Source organism: Azospirillum sp. TSH64 (assembly GCF_003116035.1).
In the GTDB taxonomy this organism is placed as follows: Bacteria; Pseudomonadota; Alphaproteobacteria; order Azospirillales; family Azospirillaceae; genus Azospirillum.
This window is the reverse complement of the sequence record NZ_LGQW01000015.1, coordinates 3,759,271-3,780,453: the sequence shown is the minus strand read 5'-3', so window position 1 is coordinate 3,780,453 and position 21,183 is coordinate 3,759,271. Positions and strand designations below refer to the sequence as shown.

20 protein-coding genes are annotated in these 21,183 nt (G+C 67.1%); 5 read left to right on the top strand and 15 right to left on the bottom strand.

All coding sequences use genetic code 11. The features are described from left to right. Entirely contained in the window at window positions 1–1,032 is a 1,032-nt protein-coding gene (locus TSH64_RS18555; RefSeq protein WP_109447168.1) for an ABC transporter substrate-binding protein, read from the bottom strand. 315 nt (window positions 1,033–1,347) lie between these two features. On the opposite strand from TSH64_RS18555, the gene TSH64_RS18550 reads away from it, so the two are divergent. After that, complete coding sequence (locus TSH64_RS18550; RefSeq protein ID WP_247873025.1) at window positions 1,348–3,024, top strand: tetratricopeptide repeat protein; 1,677 nt, start codon at window positions 1,348–1,350, stop codon at window positions 3,022–3,024. A gap of 10 nt (window positions 3,025–3,034) precedes the next feature. On the opposite strand, the gene lhpI is transcribed toward TSH64_RS18550, so the two are convergent. Further along, the gene (gene lhpI / locus TSH64_RS18545) at window positions 3,035–3,955 is read right to left on the bottom strand and encodes a bifunctional Delta(1)-pyrroline-2-carboxylate/Delta(1)-piperideine-2-carboxylate reductase (RefSeq protein WP_247873024.1); all 921 of its coding nucleotides are present in this window, start codon (window positions 3,953–3,955) and stop codon (window positions 3,035–3,037) included. A gap of 207 nt (window positions 3,956–4,162) precedes the next feature. Between lhpI and TSH64_RS18540 the strand changes: the two genes are divergently transcribed. Both TSH64_RS18540 and TSH64_RS18535 read left to right on the top strand, forming a co-directional pair. Then, window positions 4,163–4,726 (top strand): XRE family transcriptional regulator, encoded by a 564-nt coding sequence (locus tag TSH64_RS18540; protein WP_109447166.1) that lies wholly within the window; start codon window positions 4,163–4,165, stop codon window positions 4,724–4,726. Between the two features lie 143 nt (window positions 4,727–4,869). Further along, window positions 4,870–7,179, top strand: coding sequence for a tetratricopeptide repeat protein (locus TSH64_RS18535; RefSeq protein WP_109447164.1), 2,310 nt, complete (start codon window positions 4,870–4,872; stop codon window positions 7,177–7,179). Between the two features lie 16 nt (window positions 7,180–7,195). Here the strand turns inward: TSH64_RS18535 and TSH64_RS18530 are convergent, their stop codons facing one another. The 11 genes from TSH64_RS18530 to TSH64_RS18480 all read right to left on the bottom strand — a co-directional run bounded on the left by TSH64_RS18530 (window position 7,196) and on the right by TSH64_RS18480 (window position 17,090). Next, a complete protein-coding gene (locus TSH64_RS18530) occupies window positions 7,196–7,474 on the bottom strand; it encodes a hypothetical protein (protein ID WP_109447162.1) in 279 nt (92 codons plus the stop codon). Next, a complete protein-coding gene (locus TSH64_RS18525) occupies window positions 7,464–8,084 on the bottom strand; it encodes an RNA polymerase sigma factor (protein ID WP_247873023.1) in 621 nt (206 codons plus the stop codon). Before TSH64_RS18525 ends, TSH64_RS18530 begins: the two co-directional genes overlap by 11 nt. 34 nt (window positions 8,085–8,118) lie before the next feature. Beyond that, complete coding sequence (locus TSH64_RS18520; RefSeq protein WP_109447158.1) at window positions 8,119–8,598, bottom strand: flagellar export chaperone FliS; 480 nt, start codon at window positions 8,596–8,598, stop codon at window positions 8,119–8,121. A 39-nt stretch (window positions 8,599–8,637) separates the two neighbouring features. Next, window positions 8,638–10,320, bottom strand: coding sequence for a flagellar filament capping protein FliD (gene fliD, locus TSH64_RS18515; RefSeq protein ID WP_109447156.1), 1,683 nt, complete (start codon window positions 10,318–10,320; stop codon window positions 8,638–8,640). A gap of 166 nt (window positions 10,321–10,486) precedes the next feature. Continuing rightward, complete coding sequence (locus tag TSH64_RS18510; protein WP_098736547.1) at window positions 10,487–11,311, bottom strand: flagellin; 825 nt, start codon at window positions 11,309–11,311, stop codon at window positions 10,487–10,489. 122 nt (window positions 11,312–11,433) lie between these two features. Next, the gene (locus TSH64_RS18505; protein ID WP_109447154.1) at window positions 11,434–12,339 is read right to left on the bottom strand and encodes a flagellin; all 906 of its coding nucleotides are present in this window, start codon (window positions 12,337–12,339) and stop codon (window positions 11,434–11,436) included. A gap of 11 nt (window positions 12,340–12,350) precedes the next feature. Next, window positions 12,351–14,108, bottom strand: coding sequence for a flagellar hook-associated protein FlgK (gene flgK / locus TSH64_RS18500; RefSeq protein ID WP_109447152.1), 1,758 nt, complete (start codon window positions 14,106–14,108; stop codon window positions 12,351–12,353). Between the two features lie 49 nt (window positions 14,109–14,157). Continuing rightward, window positions 14,158–14,718 carry a hypothetical protein gene (locus TSH64_RS18495; RefSeq protein ID WP_109447150.1) on the bottom strand — a complete coding sequence of 187 codons (561 nt, stop codon included), beginning with the start codon at window positions 14,716–14,718 and terminating at the stop codon, window positions 14,158–14,160. Between the two features lie 66 nt (window positions 14,719–14,784). Further along, entirely contained in the window at window positions 14,785–15,042 is a 258-nt protein-coding gene (locus TSH64_RS18490; RefSeq protein ID WP_109447148.1) for a hypothetical protein, read from the bottom strand. A gap of 4 nt (window positions 15,043–15,046) precedes the next feature. After that, window positions 15,047–16,357, bottom strand: a complete 1,311-nt coding sequence (gene flgE / locus TSH64_RS18485; protein ID WP_109447146.1) for a flagellar hook protein FlgE — start codon at window positions 16,355–16,357, stop codon at window positions 15,047–15,049. A gap of 37 nt (window positions 16,358–16,394) precedes the next feature. Continuing rightward, window positions 16,395–17,090, bottom strand: a complete 696-nt coding sequence (locus TSH64_RS18480; RefSeq protein ID WP_247873022.1) for a flagellar hook capping FlgD N-terminal domain-containing protein — start codon at window positions 17,088–17,090, stop codon at window positions 16,395–16,397. Here TSH64_RS18480 and TSH64_RS18475 point away from each other — a divergent pair. Beyond that, window positions 17,017–17,271, top strand: coding sequence for a hypothetical protein (locus TSH64_RS18475; RefSeq protein ID WP_247873021.1), 255 nt, complete (start codon window positions 17,017–17,019; stop codon window positions 17,269–17,271). The genes TSH64_RS18480 and TSH64_RS18475 overlap by 74 nt on opposite strands. Before the next feature lie 87 nt (window positions 17,272–17,358). Here TSH64_RS18475 and TSH64_RS18470 read toward each other — a convergent pair whose 3' ends face one another. Continuing rightward, window positions 17,359–17,868, bottom strand: a complete 510-nt coding sequence (locus TSH64_RS18470) for a hypothetical protein (RefSeq protein ID WP_109447142.1) — start codon at window positions 17,866–17,868, stop codon at window positions 17,359–17,361. 172 nt (window positions 17,869–18,040) lie between these two features. Continuing rightward, the gene (locus TSH64_RS18465) at window positions 18,041–20,164 is read right to left on the bottom strand and encodes a 3-hydroxyacyl-CoA dehydrogenase NAD-binding domain-containing protein (protein WP_109447140.1); all 2,124 of its coding nucleotides are present in this window, start codon (window positions 20,162–20,164) and stop codon (window positions 18,041–18,043) included. Window positions 20,165–20,388: 224 nt separating this feature from the next. Between TSH64_RS18465 and TSH64_RS18460 the strand changes: the two genes are divergently transcribed. Further along, on the top strand, window positions 20,389–21,174 hold the full coding sequence (locus TSH64_RS18460; protein ID WP_109447138.1) for an SDR family NAD(P)-dependent oxidoreductase: 786 nt from the start codon (window positions 20,389–20,391) through the stop codon (window positions 21,172–21,174). Window positions 21,175–21,183: the final 9 nt, after the last annotated feature.

Genomic DNA, 21,183 nt, shown 5'->3' with positions numbered 1-21,183 from the left:
TCAGCTCCCGGTGCCGTCATGCAGGTCGTCGAAGAAATAATCCTTCCATGAGGCCGGCTTGTTCTTGATCGCGCCGACCTTGTGCATGAAATCGGCGAAGGCCTCCGTCCGGTTGGGCGTGACGGTGAAGCGGATGTCGGGGTCGTTCAGCAGGCGCAGGATGTAGGCCTTGTCCAGGCTGCCCTTGTTCTGCGCCAGATAGGCGTCCGCCGCGGCATCATGGTTGGCGTTGATCAGATCCATCGCCTCTTTCAGCGCATCGAGGAAAGCCCGGTAGGTCTTCGGGTTCTCGTCGCGGAAGGACTGCTTGCTCCAGATCAGGTTGAAGCTGTGCGGCCCGCCCAGCACGTCGTAGGAGCTGACGACCTTGTGGATCTTCGGGTCGTCCAGCTGCTGGTACTGGAAGGGCGGGCTGGAGATGTGGGCGGTGATGCCGCCGCTGCCCGACAGCAGGGCCGCCGTGGCGTCGGGATGCGGCATCGACACGGTCAGCTTGTCGAGCGCATCGAATTTGCCGGCGCCAAGCTCTTTCTCCACCGCCATTTGGAGGACACGGGCCTGCACCCCGACCTTTACCGCCGGCAGCGCGATCTTGTCCGCATCGGTGAAGTCCTTCAGCGTTTTGACCTTCGGGTTGTTGGTGGTCAGGAACAGCGGCATGTCGTTCAACGACGCGATGGCCTTGACGTTGGCGCTGCCCTTGGTGCGGTCCCAGATGGTCAGCAGCGGTCCGACCCCGGCGGACCCCAGATCGATGCTGCCGGACAGCAGCGCATCGTTCATCGCAGCACCGCCGGACAGCTGGACCCAGTCCACCGTGACGTCGAGGCCGAGAGCCTTGCCGTGCTTCTCAATCAGCTGGTTGTGGCGCAGCACATGCAGCGGCAGATAGCCCAGGCCATATTGCTCGGCGATCCGGATGCGCCCTTCGGCGGCCGCGTGCGTCGCGATGGCCGACGTCACCAGCAGCCCCATCACCGATGCGGCCACCGCCGCTAAGGCACGGCGGCTGAGGCGTCCTGACTGTCGCATGGCGATGCTCCCCCTATCTCCATAAATCTACTAGAAAATATGGGAACATGATTCTGTTGCGTGGTCAACAGTGTAGAAATTTATCGGGCTTCTCAGATAATCAGCAATTATTTAATGTAATTTTTTGTGAAGCGTGGTTGCGTCCTGCCATCGGGCCTGCGCCCGCAGGGTTCTCCGACTGTGCGGCTGGACTCCATGGTGGACCGGGCGATACGGGCCGTGGCAGGCTTCGGTCCGCCGGTGGCCGGCAGAATGAGCATCGACCCCGATGCCTTCCCGCCGGTCTCAAGCCGCGCAGGAAATGGGGAGACGGGCATGGATCTCGGTCAGATCATCCGCAGTCACCAGCAGGGCGATCTGACACAGGCGGAGGCGGGATACCACGCATTCCTGACGGCCATGCCCGGCCATCTCCAGGCGCTCCAGATGCTGAGCCTGCTGCTGATGCAGACCCGCCGTCCCGCCGAGGCGGCCGACCATTTCCGCCAGGTGGCGGCGGCCCAGCCCGACAGCCCGGATCATTGGGCCAATTATGCCAGCCTGCTGCGCGGGGCCGGCCGGCCGGAGGATGCCGACTATGCCTGCCGGCGGGCACTGGCACTGGCGCCGGCCCATGCGGCGGGGGCCTACAATCTGGCGAATCTCCTCGCCGCCCCACCGCCGGCCGGCACCGGATCGCCTCTGGAGTCGGCCGTTTGGTACCAACGCATCCTGGCCGTGGTTCCCGATCACAAGCAGGCGCGGAACAACCTGGAGGTTCTGCGCCGCAAGGAGGCCGGCCGGCTGGAGGTCGCCGCCCGCCGTGCCGTGGCGCTCGACCCGCAGTCGGTGCGCGGACATGACGCCCTTGCCCGGCTGTACCAGTACCGCAGTGGGCTGCTCGACTGGACGCCGGGGAAGGCGATGACGCTCGATCTCGGTCTCGCGGTGAAGGCCTTCGATCATCTGCACCGGGTCCAGACGGTCCATCCCGACGAGCCGGGCAGTCTGCGCCTGTGGCTGGCGCTGGCGCTCGACCTGTTCCAGCTGGGTGCACTCGACGACCGGCGGCTTTCATGGGCGGCGCGGGCGGCGTGGCGGCGCCTGCGCGGCGATCCGAAGGATGCGTTGGCCGCCTCGATTGTGGGTTATCACGTCTATCGCCGGGGCCGCCTGACCCTTGCATCGAGGCTGCAGAGGAGATTCGCCGCGCGCTTTACGGATGCGGAACTGGACGGTGCCGGCGAACTCGGATCCTGGTCGATGCTGCGGGCGGACGATGCGTTCTTTGAACGCTTGGCTTCGCTGGACAGCGTCATCGCCCAGCTGCCGGAGATGAGCATTGTGGCGGATCTGCCGGAGGGAAACGGCCCCGTCATCATGGTGAGCGGCGATGAACATTATGTCCGCCGCTTTGCGCCCGACCTTCTCCGCTCCATCGGCCAATCGAGCCCGGGGGCATCCATCGTGCTGAACGTGGTGTCGCCGACGCCTTCGCTGCTGGGGATGCTGGGCGAATGGCGGCGGCTCTATCCGCTGTCCATCGGCCTGTCGACCGAGCAGCCGGACCTGACCGGATGGTCGCACGCGCAGCGCGTCACCTATTACGCCTGCGCGCGTTTCATCCGCGTCCAACAATGGCATCGGCATCTTGGCCGGCCGCTGATCCTGGTCGATCTGGACGCCACCACCCGGAGCGATCTACGGACGCTCGCCGGGGACATGGACGGCTTCGACCTCGGCGTCCTGCACGACCGGCGCCGGCGCGGACCGTTTCGCGAGATCGTCGTCTGCTTCGTCTATTACAACGACACGCCGCTCGCCGGGCAGTATCTGGCGACGGTGGCGGCCTATATCGGCCATTTCCTGCTGGAGGGCCGGCCGCAGTGGATGCTCGACCAGACCGCCCATCTGGCCGTGCTGGACTGGTTGAGCCGCCATCGACCGGACCTGCGCATCCACCGCTACGACTTCCAGAATTTTCCCCACTGCGCCTTCATCGGCGAGAAATAGCGTCGGCGCCTCACGCCGCAACCCTGCTCCTCAGCGCGCAGCGGGCGGCGGCGAGGTCCCAGGCGGCGCAGCCGACGCTCTTGAACAGGCGGGGCCGGTCGGTGAGGCTGGTGCCGTCCAGCGCATCGGCCAGCGACCGTCCGGTCGTCCAGTCGAAGCCGGACTGGATCAGGTCGCCGGCCTCATGCCGCGCGCCGGCCGGGTCGTCGATGAAGACGTCGCTGCCATAGATGGAGATTGGACCGTATTCGGCCATCTCGGGCTTGAAGGCACCGACACCGACCAGCAGCCGGTCAGGCCGCGGTGCTTCGTCATAGACCGGCACGAGGCTGGTCGTCAGGGTGATGACGACATCGACGGCGGGGTCCACCGCCCCGGAGGCCGGACGCAGATCGATCCCCGCCACGCCGGAGGTCCGGCAGAAGGACCGGCAGGCCTCGTCCCGCCGGCCATGCACGTCGACCCGGATCCCGGGATAGAGCGATGCCAGCGCCTCGACATGATAAGCGGCCTGCTTGCCGGTGCCGAACAGGGCGACCCGCTGCGGAGGACGCCGGGCGAGCGTCCGGATCGCCAGCATCGACACCGCGGCGGTGCGGCGTCCGGTGACCGTCGGCCCGTCGAGGATCGCCAGCGGGGCCCCGGTGGCGCCGTCATAGGCGGCGACCACGCCATGGATGGTCGGCAGCCCGAGCGTTCCATTCTCCGGACAGACGTTGACCAGCTTGTGGATGCCGATATCGCTGGCCGTCGCCGGCATGGACAGCAGGACGCCGTTCTGCGGCAGCGGCAGGACCTGTCGTTCCGGGCTGTGAATCCGGCCGGCGGCATAGTCGCGGGCGGCATCGGCGATGGCGTCGCACAGGGGAGCGAAAGGCAGGAGTTCGGCCGTTTCCGCGGGCGACAGCATGGACAGGGCGGCTGTGGTCAAGGCGGTGCTCTCCTCGCGACGGATGGGCCTTCAGGGACCGTCACGCTATATCCGCTTCGGATCATGCGCCACAAAATTTTCGTATAAGAAAAATTTCGGCCGGCTATACTCAGCCGGACGGCCGTGCGGGTTGGATCAAATCGGGAAAACACTGTGGGCGGATCATCGCGGCGAACCCGAGGGGACGGACAAGGGGCGAACGGCACCGTGGGCATCCTTGCGCCGACGCTGAGGCGCCTGCGTACCGCGGCACGGCTCACGCTTCAACAGTTGAGCGAGCGGTCCGGGGTCTCGGTATCCACTCTGTCGAAGATCGAGAACGGGCAGCTGTCGCCGACCTACGAGAAGATTGCCGCACTGGCCTCCGGCCTGGGGGTGGAGGTGGGAGAGCTGTTCGGTCAGGTTCCGAAGCCGACCCCGCTTGGCCGCCGCAGCGTCACCAGGGCCGGTGACGGTGCGGTGCACGAAACCGACCAGTACCGGTACGAGGCGGTGAACGCCGACCTGCCCGACAAGCGGTTCGTCCCGCTGGTGACCACGATCAAGGCGCGCAGCATCCAACAATTCGGCGGGCTTTCCCGCCATGACGGGGAGGAGTTCATCTATGTGCTGGAAGGCGAAGTGACGCTTCACAGCGATTGCTACACGCCTCTGATCCTGTCCAAGGGCGATTCCTGTTATTTCGACAGCGCCATGGGGCATGCCTGCATCTCGGGCGGCGAGGGGGATGCGCTGGTTCTCTGGGTCTGCTCGCACACCTCGCTCTCCTGATCCATCGATGCCCGGCACATAAAAGTACGGAGGACAGCGGAAAAGTTGCAGACACGCGCAGGAGTCCGATGTCGTCGCCGTAACAAGGAACAGACGCGGCCATGGATGCCGCTGACCAGTTCATTTGACGGAACGGCGACGACATGGACGGGAACGCGACACGGCGTACCGACGGATTGCTGCGCCTTGCGGTCCAGCACCACAATGCCGGACAGACCGAGCGGGCGGAGCGTTTCTATCGCGAGATCCTGCGGATCGACCCGTCGCATGGCGACGCCGCCCATCTGCTGGGCCATATCGCCTTTCAGGATGGGCGGCGGACCGACGCCACCCGTCTGTTCGACACCGCGGCGCGCTCCAACGCGCTGGTCGGCTCCTACCATCTGGCATTGGGGCAGGCGCTGATGGAGGAGGGGCGGGTGACCGCGGCGCTTGCCAGCGCCCGCCGGGCTCTCGCCGTCAACCCGGACGATGCCGATGCGCTCTGCCTGCTGGGCGCCATCGCCGGGCGGCAGGCGCGGCCGGTGCCCGCCCTGCGCTGCTACCGCGCAGCGGCCCGTCTGGTGCCGGGGGCTGCCGAACCGCGGCTCGGCATGGGCCGCGCGCTGGAGGATTTGCGGCAGGCCGGTGCCGCCATCGGCTGCTACCGCTTGGCGGCGAGGCTGCGGCCGCAGGATGCCGCGACCCGCGTCACCCTGGCAAACGCATTGCGCCGCTGGGGTGCGGTGGCCGAGGCCGCCGCCGCGTATCGGGAGGCCATCGGGCTGGGGGCCGACACCGGATCGGTCTGGGCCAACCTGGGTGCCGCACTTCAGGGATCGGGCTGGCTGGCCGAGGCGGAGAGCGCCTATGGCGAGGCGTTGCGGCGCCAGCCCGACCATGCCGAGACACGCAACAATCTGGGCCTGCTGCTGCACGCGCTCGGCCGTCATGCGGAGGCGCGCGACCGGTTCCGGAGCGCGCTGGCGATCGACCCCGGCCATGTGCCGGCGCTCGTCAATCTCGGGCTGGCGGAGTCCGCGCTTGGGGACTATGGCCGTGCCGAGCGCTGGCAGCGCCGCGCCATCGCCCGCGACCCCGGTCAGGCGGAGGCCTGGAACAATCTCGGCAACGCCTGCAAGGCGCAGGGGCATCAGGCGGAGGCGGAAGCCTGCTGGAAGCGGGCGCTGGCGCTCAACCCCGCCTTCGCCGATGCGCTAGGCAATCTCGGTGCCGACCTGTCCGATCGAGAGGCCTTCGTTCCGGCGACGGTGCAGGTGCGCCGCGCCATCCGGCTGATGCCCGGCCATGCGCCTTTGCATGCCGTGCTGGCCTATGCGCTGAACGGCGCCCAGAACCCCGTCGACGCCGACGCCGCCTGCCGCCGGGCACTGGCGCTGGCGCCATCGCTGGCCGACCCGCTCTGCACCCTGGGTTTGGCGGAACAGCGGCAGGGCTGCACCAATGCCGGCCGCTGGTTCGAGCGGGCGGTCGCCGCCACGCCCGGCCATGCGCTGGCCCGTTTCAACCGCGGCCTGCTGTCGCTGGAGCGCGGCGCGCTGAGCGCCGGCTGGGCCGACTACGCCTTCCGCTTCAAGGCCGGCCGCGTCCGCCCGGAGCGGCGCTTCACCATTCCCGAATGGATGGGCGAGCCGCTGGCCGGCAAGCGCCTGTTCGTCTGGCGCGAGCAGGGGGTGGGCGACGAGTTCCTGTTCGCCTCCTGCTATCCCGACCTGATCAAGATGGCGGGGCATGTGGTGATCGAGTGCGAGCGCCGGCTGGTGCCGCTGTTCGCCCGTTCCTTCCCGAAGGCGACCTTGCGGGCCGAACAGCCGCCCTGCGGGCTGATGGAAGCCGAGACGGTCGATTGCGACTATCACATCCCGGCGGGCTCTGTCCCCCGCCTGCTGCGGGACCGGCTGTCGGCCTTCCCGACGCGGTCCTGCTGGCTGTTCGCCGAGGGTGGCCGCGTCGCCGATTGGCGCGAGCGGCTGGACGGTGCCGGCGACGACCTGCGTGTCGGCATCAGCTGGCGCAGCCAATTGATGACCGCCGACCGCCGCAGCGCCTATCTGCCGCTGGAGTCCTGGGGCTCGATCTTCGCCGTGCCCGGCGTCACCTTCGTGAATCTGCAATATGACGAGTGCCAGCGCGAGATCCTGGCGGCGGAGCGCCGGTTCGGGCAGCCGATCTATGGCTGGACCGGGCTCGACCTGCGCGACGATTTCGAAGAGACGGCGGCGCTGGTCTCGACACTCGACCTCGTCATCGCGCCGGCGAACTCGGTGGCGGAGCTTGCCGGTGCGCTGGGGGTGCCGGTCTGGCGCTTCGGCCACCGCGACTGGACGCAGCTCGGCACCGCCGGCCGGCCCTGGTACCCGTCGATGCGCCTGTTCCAGCCGCTGGGCGGCCAGGGGCTGGAGCAGGCGCTTGAGCGCATCGCAGTGGAACTGCGCCGGGTGGCGGGGCGCTGATGGCTAAATCAACCGGCTACATCAACCGGGGCGGCTGATCGCCATCCTCGTCGAAGCCGTGGTCGGACGGCGGCAGGCGGAAAGCCGCGGCGAAGATGCGGTCGGCGAGACCGGGCGACGGGCGGTCTTCCGAATGGCCCAGCGCCAGTTCCATCGTCACCATCTCATCCAGCATCGCCTGCGCCTTGACCGAACGCAGAAGTAGGCGCCGCGCGTCCCTGGCCACGTCGGCAGGCCAAAGGGCGAGGTCGCCTCCGTGACGATCGAGCCGATCGCGAAACTCCTCATCCGTCATCGAAGGAATCCCTGGCCGCCTGCGCACTGGCGCGCAGAAGCAGCCGGAGCTGCTGGCGCGCACGTTTCAACAGCGACTCTACAGCACCTATGCTGATTTGCATAACGCTGGCGATGTCGGCGTTGCTTAAATTCTCGTAATAAAACAGGGTCACGGCCGCGCGCTGCTGCGGGGTCAGCCTGTCCTGGGCCTCCAGCAGCCGGGCGGCGACCTGCCGGCGATGGATGGTGCTGACCGCATCGGGTGCAGTGTCCGACGGCTCCGCCACGGTTTCCAGATCCTGGCCGACCGGCCGCCGCTTGTGGTCGATGCAGCGGTTCACCACCACCCGGTAGAGCCAGGTGGTGAAGCGGGCGCCGCCGTCGTCGCTCCATTGGCTGCGGCGTTGCCAGACCTGGAGGAAGGCGTCCTGCACCACATCCTCGGCCTCCGCCTCGTTGCCAGTCAGGCGGCGGGCCAGGGCGTAGGTGCGTTTCAGGTGGCGATGAACCAGCGTCCGGTAAGCCGTCTGGCTGCCGGAGCGGATTTGCGCCATCAGTGCTTCGTCGCTGTCCTCGTCCGCAGGGACGATGACGCCGGAGGCTGGCCCCCGGCTCAGATCCCCGGACATGGAGCGCCCGGCACCGGAATCCTCGCAAGGACGGTCAAGCCGAGAGTCCGCCATTTGCATGATCCATCGCTCTCCCGACGACGGATGCATGCGGCCCTTTGGCTGTGGCACCGACGACAGTGGATGGCCCGCCGCGTTCTGCGGCCACGGCCTGCCAAGCCTTCAGCATGAAGGACGTCTGGCGGATGATCGAGTCACAGGCCGCAACCGGATCCTTCCGGCTGGCGGCGGCGCCGGCCTGCGCGATCAGCCGGTGGTAGAACCGGCGAAGCGTCAGCGCGACATCCTCATTTTTGTCGAAAACCAGAATGGAATCAAGGCCCGCGAACACCATGACCGCGTTTCGGATCGCGGTGTGGTGCGCCTCGAACCGACGGTCGGCAGCGGCATCGCGGGCGGCGTACAAATGGGTCATCGCCCGCTCGTACAGCCGCACCACCGCCATCAGCGGCGGCACCGCGCTGTTGGCGACGGCATAGGCGTTCAGGGCCTTCGAATAGGCGGAATTGCGCATGGCGCCAAATCCTCATCGTTGGATGAACCTCGACCGGTGTCAGCTGTCGCTGCTGCTGTCCTTGTAGGTCAGCTGTTTCAGCAGCAGCGCCGCCTGTTCCGCCGCCGCCTCCAGCCTGGCGTAATAGGCGGTCAGGGTGCTGCGGTAGGTCTCGGCCTTGGTCTTGATGTCGGTGGACCGGCTTTCCAGCTCGGTGTCCCGGGTTTCCAGATCGTCGATGGCGGTGGCGAGGTCGCTGCCGTAGGTTGCCGACGCATCGTCGATGACGCCAAACAGCTTGTCGGCCAGACCCTGCGAGAAGTCGATGTCCACGCTGCCGCTGTTGCCGGTATAGACCAGCACGATGCCGTCATAGGCAGTGCCGGCCGCGCCGATGATGCGGTTGCCGCTGACGGTGAACAGGCTGCTGTCGCCATTAACGGAGGCGGAGTTGAGCGTCCCGTCGTCGCCGCGTACGATGTCGAGGCTGAAGGACAGTGCCGAGGCGCTGCTGGTGTAGCGCAGCAGCGACATCTGGCTGGACGACGAGGTCATGTTGAGGCCGAGCAGTTGCTTGACCGCGTCGACGTCGCTGCTGAGGATGCTGTTCAGCGTGTCCTCGTCCAGCTCCAGCTCGTTGGAACTGTTGAAGCTGATGCCCAGCGAGGCCATCGACAGAACCGTGCCGTCGTCGGTGGTGATGGAGGTGTTGAGCGCGCTGTTCACCGACCGGACGATCTGCCGCAGCAGGCTGTCGGAAAACAGCGTGGCGTCGCTGGACGCCGTGCCGTCGCTGGTCGTCGCCTGCTGCGTCACCACGAAGTCGCGATATTCGTTGTAGGCATCGACGAAGCTGGTGATCGCCGACTTGATCGAGGACAGGTCGGTCGACACCTCCATCGAGATCGCCGTGCCCGGGCTGGCGCTGTAGAGGTTCAGCGTCACGCCTTCGATGGCGTCGTCGATGGTGTTGGAACTGCGGGTGATGGTGACGCCGTCCACCTCGACGATCGCCTTCTGCACGGCGACCAGCTCATTCTTGATGGCGCCGTCGCTGTCCGTCAGCCCGAGCGAGGAGAGGACGCCGTCGCCGCCGTCGGTCATCGAGATGGCCTGGCCGGTGTTGTTGGAGGTCAGGATCAGCTGATAGCTGCTGTCGCTGACCTGCACGATGCTGGCGGTGACGCCGCTGGTCGACTTGTTGGCGTTGATGGCGTCGCGCAGGTCGGTCAGGCTGTCGTCGCTCTCCATCGCGATGGTGACGGCGCTGCCGTCGGCCGCCTGGAGCGTGAAGCTGCCGGAATAGCCCAGCGCGCCTGTCTTGCTGGCGACGCCGTCCGCCGCGATCTTGTGCTTGGTGGCCAGCTGCTGCACCACGACCGAATAGGTGCCGACCTCCGTGTCGTCGTCCACCGTGGCGCTGAACACGTCGTCGTCGCCGACATAGGCGGTCCGCTGGCCGAACAGGTTGGAGGACGCGCCGGTGGAGACGCTGCGGTTGCGCAGCCCGTCGATGGCGTCGCCGACCGCCTGCAGCTTGTCCTGCAGGTCGGTGTAGGCGGTGATCTTTGCCTCGTTGGCGGTGATCTTGGTGTCGATGCGGTCGGCCTTGGCCAGCCGGGCGTTCACCTTGGCCTCGATCAGCAGGGAATAGTCGATGCCGGTACCGGAATCGCTGGAGGACAGCGCCGAATAGCCCGTCGTCGCGGCTGTGCTGGAGGTGGTGGAACTGACGGTCGTCATGGCAAGGCTCTCCCGGTTCCGGCCGCGCGGGACGCGGCGGATGGCACGGCGATGCGGGCTTTTGCGGCACTGATGGTGGTAGGAAAGCGGCCGCCGGCGGGGGCGCCCCACGAGTGTGTGAGGCTGTGCGGGACGCGGCACCCTTGCCCGGCGGCCTTGCGAACCGTCAGCGGAGAAGGGAGAGCAGATTCTCGGGCATCTGGTTCGCTTGGGACAGCACGGCGATGGCGGCCTGGGTCAGGACCTTCTCCGATGCCAGTTTGGATTGCTCCTCGGCCACGTCGACGTCCATGATCTTGGACTGGGCGGCCTCGGTGTTCTCGATGGTGGTGTCGATCATGTCGCTGCGGAATTCAAAGCGCGAGATCAGGGCGCCGACATCGGCACGGGCATCCGACAGGGTGGTCACCGCGGTGTCGAGCGCCGTCAGGGCGGCGGCGGCGGTGGCCGACGTGCCGACATCCAGCGTGTTGATGCCAAGCCCCGTCGTGGTGACGCCGGCGATCTGCACCGTGATGTTGTCGTTCGAGGTGGTGCCGACGCGGAAGGACACGCCGGTCGACCAGTTGGTCGCGCCGTCAAGCAGGGATTCGTCGTTGAAGCGGGTGCCCGACGCGATGCCGTCGATTTCATCCTGCAACTGCTGGAATTCGGCATCCAGATAAGAGCGCTCGTTGTCGGTGACCGAGCCGGACAGCGACTGCGTGGCGAGCGAGCGCATGCGCTGCACGATGTCGGAGATGCTGGACATGCCTCCGTCGGCGGTCTGGAGGATCGACGAGCCGTGCGACGCGTTGGTGGCCGCCTGATTCAGCACCGTGACGTCGGATTTCAGCGAGGTGCCGACGGCGAGACCGGCAGCATCGTCCGACGCCTTGGTGATGCGCGAACCGCTGGCGATCTTCGAGACCGAGTCCGACTGGTTGGTCGAGTTGATGTTGAGGTAACGAAGGGCCGAATTGGAAGCCGTGTTGGTCGAGATGACGGGCATGATGTGGTCTCCTGATCGAACCGGGCCGTTTCGGCGACCCTCACTGGGACTCACGGGGCACGCGGCGAAAGCTGGCGGACTTTTTCGATGGGGTTAGCGCTTTTTTGCGATGCCCCCGATCCTCACAGATATTTGGACAGGTTGTTCTCTTCGAGGATCTTCATCAGGCTCATGGTCGCCTCCAGCGAGGCCTGGAGCTGCGACAGCTTGGTGGTGGATTCGGCCAGATCGACGCTGCGGATGTCCTCCACCTGGGTTTGCAGCACCAGCTGCTCGTCGACATGGCGGTCGATGGTGTTCTCCAGCGAGGAACTGGCCGCACCCAGCTTCGCCTGGACGATCGACAGTCCGTCGGTGGCGTCGGAGGCGAGCTGCGTCGCCTCGGCCAGCAGATCGGTGTCGACCGGATCGGTCGACATGTTGGCGATCAGGCTGAAGGCGCGCAGGGCTTTCTCGAAGGCCGGCTGGTCGGCGGTGACGCCGTAGGACAGCACGAAATCGTCGGCGGCCTGGAAATGGGCGACGGTGGAATCGCCCTGGTAATAGCCGGTGTCGGCACTGGAGGGATAGGTTGCCGCACTGTAGCTGTCCAGATCGACGGCCGGCTGGTCGGTGCGTCCGCCGGCGAACAGATAACGGCCGTCCTGCCGGGTGTTCAGCAGCCCGCCGAGTTCCTCCATCAGCTGTCCGGCCTCCGCCACCACGCCTTCGACACCGGCCGCATTGTTGCCCTGCAGGCCGGTGATCAGTGCGCTGAGGCGGGAGGTCAGGTCGGACATGCCGCCGACAGCGTCGTACATCGACTGGATGCGGCCATTCACGACCTCGCCCTCGTCGATATACTGCTCCAGCCGGCGGTAATGGCTTTCGAGATTGACCAGCCGGCCGCTGTCCGAGGCGATGCCCTTGTAGTCGGTGGAGTTCAGACCCGATGCCGAGCGGATCTGTTCCGCGGCCACCTTGGCCTCGGCCTTCATCATGTATTGGACGAGCGTGTTCTGATGGTTGTAGGTCGCGACCCGTTCCATCGCGGTCTCCTCTACTGGACCATGTCGAGCGCCGTGCTGAACATCTCCTGCAATGTCTTCATGACCGCGGCGGCGGCCTCGTAGGCGGATTGCAGGGTGGAGATCGCGGCGGTCTCCTCGTCGACATTCACGCCGCTCTGCGACGAGAAGGTCGATTCGAGGCTGCTGGTGTAGGTTTTCTGGCTGTCGTAGGCGGTGGATGCCTTGTCGGCGAGCGTTGCCGCCCCCTGGATCACTGCACCGGCATAGCCGGCGAAGCTCGTGCTGCGAGCGCTCAAGGCCCCCGCGGCGTCGAAGTCGTAGCTGGCGGAAAAGGCCGCCGACAGCGCCTTCACCACCGACCCCTCGCCGCTGGTCAGCGCCGTGTCGCCGGCGGTCAGCCCGCTGGCGGAGGACAGGGCGCCGGTGGCGAGAAGGCTGCTGTCGTTGGCGATGCGAGTCGCGACCTTGATGTCGGAGGCCCCGGTGCCGTTCAGCAGGTCGTTCAGGCCGTAGGCGTCGGAGAAGTTGCCGGTCGTGCCGTCGTTGGCGTCGCCGCCCAGCGCGATGCCGTTGCCGGTGCCGGTGGCGGCGATGACCAGCTTGCCGTCGGCGGAGATCGACGCCGACGCGTTGCTCATCGTGTTGATGGCGTCGACGACGTCCTGAAGGGTCGATTTGGTCGACAGGTCGATGTCGAGGACCTCCGCCGCCGTGCCGGAACTGTCGGTGACGGCGACGCGCAGGGTGCCCTCGTTTACTTTCAGCGCATCGCTGGCCGAGACGGTCTCGGTGCCGGTCAGGCTTTGCGGGGCGGGGTAGGAGGTGCCCTGGTTCTGGATGGCGTTCAGCCTGTCCATCAGGGTGGTCGCCAGCTCGTCCAGGCCGGCCTGCTGCGCCGGCAGGTCGGTGTCGCGCAGCTGAACCAGCGCGCCCAGCGAACCGCCGAGCGACGAGCCGGTGACGTCCACCCCGTTCAGCATGATGCCGCCGAAGCCGCTGCTGCCGCTGGCGTTGTACACCGTGCTGGCGCTGACCGAGGCGGCCGGCGTGTAGGACAGCTCGTGCACCTTGCTGTCGAGCAGGGACTTGCCCGACGCGGTCGAGATGCGCATCAGCCCGCTGTCGTCGACCTGATAGGTGACGTCGATGGACTTGGACAGGCTCTTCAGCGCTGTGTTGCGCTGGTCCTCCAGGTCGGTGACGTTCTGGCCCAGCGCCTTGCCCTTCACGATCCGGTCGTTGAGGGAATCGATGCCGCTCAGCGTCTCGTTGATGGTGTCGACGGTGGTGGCGATCTCGTCGTCGGCCTGTGCGCGCAGCGACTGGATGGACGAGGAGGTGTTGCGCAGCGTCTCCGCCAGGTCCGACAGATCCTGCACGGTGGCGGCCTTGGCGCTCTCGCTTTCCGGGGAGGTGGCGAGCGTGCCCAGCGTGTCGGCCAGCGCGTCGATCATCGACCCGATGTCGGTGCCGCCGCTGTCGTCGCTGCTGACGCTGCCGAAGGCCGACTGCATCTGGTCGAGATAGCTGTTGCGGGTGTCGGTGTAGCCGAGGTCGGACTGGGCCGAGACGAGCGTCTTCAGCAGATAGCGGTCGACGTTGCTGCTGACCGCGGTGACGTCGACGCTGGCAACATTCACGCCGGTGCTGCGGGTGACGTTGGATGCCGTCTTGCGGGTGTAGCCGTCGGTGTCGGCATTGGCGACATTGGAGGAGGCGACGGCGATGCCGACCTCGGACGTGCGCAGCGCCGATGTGGCGATGGAACTGGCGACGCGAAGCGACATTGCAGGCCTCCTTTCCGTTTATCGGCGCGAAGCGGTCAGGCCGAAACCGTCAGGCCGTCAGGCCGACGACATGGCCGGTGGTGCGCATCGCCACCCGTGCGCCATAGCGGGCACCAGGGCCATAGGCGACGCCATAGACGCCAGCCGGCGCGGTGGATGCGGCACGCAGGGCGGCGCCGATGGCGTTCTGGCGGGCGCGATGGACCTTGATCTGCGCCTCCATCTCTCGCATGCGGGCGGCCAGTGTCGGCAGGACCCGGTCGGCGGCGGCCTTGGCGGCGCTGCGCACGGCGGGGGCGACGCGCTTGCTGCGCGTCTGCGCCAGCGCATCGGCCAGCCGGTCCTTCCAGCTGCGCAGCAGCGTCTGCATGTCGCCCGCCGCCAGCAGCGCATCGCGCGGCCGTCCCTCGCGCACCGCCGCCTCGGCCCGCGTTGCGGCGCGGTCCAGTTCGGCGACGAAGGCCTCCAGCACCTCGACCGCATCGACGCGGAGGAAGACGGTCGGGGTTTCCGGCTTGCCGGTCTGGTCAGCGAGTTGGGCGGGGGCTTGGGGCTTGGTCAGAACGGGCTTCGGCGGGGCCGGCTTGCGCAGGGTCTGCTTGAGCGCCATGGCGATAGCTCCGGGTTTTGGATGTCGGGTTCCACGGCGGGCGGTCCGAAAACTGGCGGGGAATTTTTACCGCCGCGCCGCCATCGCCCGCCCATAGGCGCTCATTGCGGCATTGGCGACCCGGCCGCGGTGGATCCGGGCTCCCAGCGCCCGCTTCTCCACATCCAGCCCGTCGATCAGCGCGATCAGATCGTCGGCCATCGCCAGCCGTTCGGCCTGCGTGGCGGTCCTCGCCAGCAAGGCCCGCGCCTGGACCGTCAGCCGCCGGTGCTCCATCAGCAGGGCGTCGGCGCGGGCGAAGCGTTCGTCGGGTGCGGCTGCCATGGCGTCAGCGCTTCATCGAAATCAGCGTGTCGATCATGTCCTGCGCCGTCGTCATCACCTTGGATGCGGCGGAATAGGCCTGCTGCGCGACGATCATCCGGCTGAACTCGTCGGTCAGCTCCACGGTGGAGCTTTCGAGCGAGCCGGCCTCTATCTCGCCGGCCTTGCCGTCGCCGGCGGTGCGCAACTGGTAATTGCCGGACTCGAAGGTCTGGGTGAAGGTGGTTCCGCTCTCGCTCTCCAGCCCGTTGGCATTGGCGAAGGTCGCGATGGGGATCTGGTAGATCGCCCGCGTCTCGCCATTGTCGAAGGTGGCGCGCACCACGCCGTTGCTGTCGATGGTGGTCCCGGTCAGCGTGCCGGGCTCGTAGCCGTTGCCGGTGGCGGTCCAGTCGCCGATGGCGGCGGTGCTCTCGCCCGATGCGTATTGCGTCAGCCCGGTCGTGCTGTTGGCGCCGCCGATCGACATCGTCACCGTGCTGTCGCTGGCGCCGGTGGTCCAGCCGCCGACCGAAAAGCCGATGGCCGAGGGATCGACGCTGGTCGTGGTGCCGCTGCTGTCGGTCTGGGTGGCGCTGGCCAGCGAGCCGTCGCTGTTGAAGGAGATGGAGATCGGGAAGCCGGAGATCGTGCCGGTCGTGGTCGTGCCGTCGGCCGAGCTGGTCGGGTCGGACGCGCTGAGCGACCATGTGTTGTCGGCCGTCTTGCTCCAGCTCATCGTCACCGAATGGCTGTTGCCGAGCGCGTCGAACAGTTCCACGTCGGTGGTGAAGCTGTCGCCGGTCGCGGCGTCGGACGGCAGGTTGGCCTCGATGTCCAGCGTCGAGGTCGCCTTGGGCGTGCCCTTGATGCTGGTCAGGTTGATCGCCTGGAGGCTGTCGGTGGAGGTCTTGTTGCCGGCCTTGATGGTGCCGTCGTCGCCCACCGCCCAGCCATAGAGGTAATAGCCCTCCGAATTGACCAGATTGCCGTTGGAATCGGTGGAGAAGGAGCCGTTGCGGGTGAAGTAGGTGCCGCCGCTCGCGGTCTTGTCCGACACGACGAAGAAGCCGTCGCCGTTGACCGCCATGTTGGTGGTGGTCGCCGACGACTGGATTTCGCCCTGGCGGCTGACGCTGTGGGTGTTGGACGCGATGACGCCGCCGACCTGCTCGTCCACAGTGGTGGTCTTGTTGATGTAGGAGGTGAACTCCGTCACCGTGCCCTTGAAGCCGGTGGTGCTGGAATTGGCGATGTTGCTGGAGATGCTGGCGAGCGCCCTGCTCTGGGCGGTCAGCCCGGACGTGGCGCTGTACATTGCGCTGGTGAGGCTCATGGCGGCACCTGTCTTTCGAATTGTCCGGGGGGAGGGGTCAGGAAACCGTCAGCACCTTGTCGGCCGACAGGCTGACGCCGTCGACGCTCAGCACCGCCGTGCCGGACGAGCTGTCCACGGCGGTCACGGTGCCCTTGAAGCGGGTGGTGGTGTCGATGGCCTTGCCGTTGGCGTCGAGCGCCGTCACCGACAGGGTGTAGGTTCCGCTGCTGTAGCTCTTGCCGTTGGTGCCGACGCCGTCCCAGGTCACCTCGTGCGTGCCGGCGGCGGTGGAGGAGCTAACGTCGCTGTAGACGGTGTTGCCGCTTGAATCGGTGATGGTCAGCTTGACCGAGGACGCGGCGGAATCGAGGTCGTATTCCCAGCTCGCTTCGCCGTCCTGCAACGGGGTGGTCGAGCCTTCGGCCTCGACCGTCTTGCCGTAGTAGTTGACGGCGCCGCTGCCGGACCCGAGGGAGGAGGACAGGGTGCTGCTGAGGTCGGATACCGTGCTGTTCAGCTCGTCGAGCTTGTCGTTGATCGACATCTGCTGTTCCAGCCCGGACAGTTGGACGAGCTGGGTGGTGAAGGTGGTCGTGTCGACCGGGTTGGTCGGATCCTGGACCTCGAGCTGCTTCATCAGCAAAGTCAGGAATGTCTGATAGCTGTCGGTCGCGCTCGTGGCTGACGAGCTGCTCGACGTGGACTTCGTCGACGTCGTCGACGTTGTTGAGCTGACGGAATCGACCAGCATCGCCTTCTCCACCCAATCGCGGCCCGTTCGCGGAATCCGGGCGGGATTTCGCGGCGGTTCAGGCCGATGGCTTTTCGGGATGGGCGGCGGGCTGGCGCCGCCCTGTTCGTTCTGTGGCTATCCACGGAACGGCGGGCGAAAGCTGGCGCAGATTCTTCCGGAAAAATTTAGGCGGACATAAAAAGCCCCGGCGGGATGGATCCGGCCGGGGCGAAAAGGCAGTTGAGACGACGACGACTGCGGAAATGAAGCGGTTACGACAGGACGGTCACGAAGCGTGGCGCAGATCGGCGGAACCGGGGGAGGTCGGCCGCCTCTGCGTCACGGTTGCGGGGAAGACCAGAACCGACGGGCGGCGGTCGGACGCCAGGAGGGCATCCGCGGGCTCCCGCCCGTTCAACAGCCACTGGTAGGCGGCGGCAATGGCGACCCGGTCGCGTCCATCCGCGGACAGCACGCGCAAACCGGCAGCCATTTCCCCATCGGAACCGCTGCGGCGAACCGCATCGCACAGTGCATGGCCGAGCCGGAGGTCCGACACCAGAACCGCACTGTAACCGGCCTGTGCGACGACCGATGCCAGGGCTCCCAGATGGGACGGCGGCAAGGGGGAATTGCCGACCTCCCGCAGGTCCAGGAACAGGTTGCGGCCGGTGCCGGCACCGGACAGCGCGTTGCGCAACGTCCCGAGCCAGGCGGAGGGAGGAGCGTCACGAAGGCCGCTGCAGGCGACGGCGTGGAGACCCCAGTCGGTGGCTGCGACGGTGATGTCCTTCATGCTCTTCCCCTTCGGTGTGGTCCGGGTTCCTCGGGTCAGGTCCGCTCCGTCGATCCCGCCGGCTGGGGGGCCGGTCGGGGGCAGCGGGGCATCCCTGACGACAGAGTATAGGGAAGATTCCTAACAATCAGTAACGGAAACTAGTTTCCGGTTTGAAATCCACATTCCGGTTTCAGCATCCGAGGGCCCGGCCTTCGGCGGCGCATTGCAGGAGCAAAGCCGACGGCTGCCATTGCGGGTCGCCGATGTCACGGTGGTAACGCTGGACCGCCCCGGCGATCTTGCCCAGCCCTTCCTGGGTGGCCCAGAACAGCAGGCCGCCGCGCCAGGACGGAAAGCCGTAGCCATGCAGCCAGATGGCGTCGATGTCCACCCCGCGGGCGGCGATGCCTTCCTCCAGGATTTTGGCCGCCTCGTTCACCATCGCATAAAGGCAGCGTCCGCGGATCTCCTCGTCGCCGACCGGACGCGGGACGATTCCGCGGCGGCGGCGGTCCTCCTCGATCACCGCCGCCACCTCCGGATCAGGGATCGGGACACGGCTGCCGGGCTCGTAGCGGTAGACACCGGCCGAGGTCTTCTGGCCGTAGCGCCCACGCTCCGCCAGGGTGTCGAGCCAGTCGGGCGATTGAGCCTCCGGGTCGCCGGCCTTGCGCCGTTCCTCGCGGATGCGCCAGCCGACATCGATCCCGGCAAGGTCTGTCATCGAGAAATGGCCGAGCGGGAAGCCGAATTCCGTCAACACGCGGTCGACCTGCTCCGGGCTGGCGCCTTCCTCGACCAGGGCCATCGCCTCCCGGCCGCGCTGGTGCAGGATGCGGTTGCCGACGAAGCCGTAGCAGACGCCCACCGCCACGCCGACCTTGCCGATCCGGCGCGCGAGCCCCATCACGGTTGCCAGCACCGTGTCTGAGGTCTTGGCTCCGCGCACCACCTCCAGCAGGCGCATGACGTTGGCCGGGCTGAAGAAATGCATGCCCAGCACGTCCTGCGGCCGGCCGGTCGCTGCGGCGATGGCGTCCACGTCCAGCGTCGAGGTGTTGGTGGCGAGGATCGCCCCCGGCTTGCAGGTCCGGTCCAGCGTCCGGAAGATCGCCTGCTTGACCTCCATGCTCTCGAAGGCCGCCTCAACCACCAGATCGGCGTCGGCCAGCTCATCGTAGGACAGGGTGGGATGGATCAGCGCCATCCGCTCGTCCACCTGTGCCGCGGTCAGGCGGCCCTTGCGGAGGGTGGAGTCGTAGTTGCGGCGGATGGCGGCGATGCCGCGCTCCAGCCCCTCCTGCGCGCTGTCGACCAGCACCACCGGAATGCCGGCATTGGCGAAGCACATGGCGATGCCGCCACCCATGGTGCCGGCGCCGATCACACCGACCTTGCGGATGTCGCGCGTCGGCGTGTCGGCCGGCAGGCCGGGGACCTTCGCCACCTCGCGTTCGGCGAAGAAGGCGTGGATCAGGCCGGCGCGCTGGGGCGAGTCCATGCAGGCGAGGAACAGATTCCGCTCGCGCGCCATGCCCTCATCGAAGGGCAGGGTGACGGCTGCCTCGACCGCGTCGACGATGCGGTGGGGCGAGAACAGCTGCGGCAGCCGTTTGGCAAGCTCGGCCCGCTTCGCGGTGAACAGGGCGGGATCGGTGCCGGCGATGCGGTCGGTGCGGGCACTGACCGGCTGCGGGCGGCTCCCATCGGCCAGAAGCCGTTCGGCGGCGCGCAGGCCGGCCTCCAGGGCGGAGACGCCGTCCTCCACAGCATCGATCAGGCCGAGGGCCAGCGCCTCTTCGGCACCCACGGGATCGCCGGACAGGATCATGTCCAGCGCCTTGGCCGCTCCGATCAGACGCGGCAGCCGTTGCGTGCCGCCGGCGCCGGGCAGGAGGCCCAGCTTGACCTCCGGCAGGCCGAGCTTCGCCGACTTCAGCGCGACGCGAAGATGGCAGGCCAGCGCCACCTCCAGCCCGCCGCCCAGCGCCGTTCCATGGATGGCGGCGATCACCGGCTTGGTGGCGGCATCGAGGTGCGCCACCACCTCCGGCAGGGTCGGCGGGGCGGAGGGCTTGCCGAACTCCCGGATGTCCGCGCCGGCCATGAAGGTGCGGCCGGCGCAGACGATCAGCAGCGCATCGGCCCCGTTATCGGCCAGCCCGGCGTCCAATGCCGCAACCAGCCCTTTGCGTACGCCATGCCCGACGGCGTTCACCGGCGGGTAATCGACGGCGATGACGCCGATGCGTCCCCGGCGCGCATACTGGACAGGATTGGGCGGAACCGCTTCAGTCTGGGCCGGCGACGGCATCGGCACTCTCCGGAAAGCCAAAGGTCCGGGCCGATCCGATCCCGGACGGCAGGGTGGATCGGAGGCCGGCGGATCGCCAATCTATCAGGCGATCCGAGCAAATCAAAGTTTCGGAATATAGTTTCTTTATACGGAATTTAATTGGCGAAGAGGTGGCCATGGGAACCGAACGGCGCGGTCACGGGTTGGCATTCGCGTCGAAGGTCATTGGCTGGAGTTGAGTTATGGATTTGACGGGGAAGGTCGCGCTGGTCACCGGTGCGGGGTCCGGGATCGGCAAGTCGTCCGCGATACGCTTTGCCCAGTCCGGCGCCTCGGTCGGCGTGCTGAGCCACACCGAGGACGAGATCGCCAAGACCGCCCTTGAGATCCGTGCTGCCGGTGGAAAGGCGATCCCCTTGACCGCGGATGTCGGCGACGACGAGGCGATGCGGCAGGCGGTCGGGCGTTTGGTGGAGGAGTTCGGGCGGCTCGACATCGTCTTTGCCAATGCAGGCATCAACGGCGTCTGGGCGCCCATCGACGACCTGACGCCGGACGAATGGGACCGCACCATCAACACAAACCTGCGCGGCACCTACCTGACGCTGCATCATGCGGTTCCGCATCTGAAGAAGGCGGGTGGCGGCTCGGTGATCGTCACCGCGTCGATCAACGGCACGCGGGTGTTCAGCAACACCGGCGCCACCGCCTATTCCTGCACCAAGGCTGCACAGCTCGCCATGGTGAAGATGCTGGCGCTGGAACTGGCGCCGAGCCGCATCCGCGTCAACGCGATCTGCCCCGGCATCATCGATACGAACATTCCCGACAACACCAAGATGCGGAATATTGAATCGGTAAAGACCCCCATCGAGTATCCGCAGGGTAAGGTGCCCCTGACCGGCGGCAAGTCCGGCGACAGCTTCGACGTGGCGGAGCTTGCGCTGTTCCTGGCGTCCGACCGGGCAAAGCACATCACCGGCACCCCGGTCTGGATCGATGGTGCGGAATCCCTGATGGTCGGCTGAGCTTCCGCA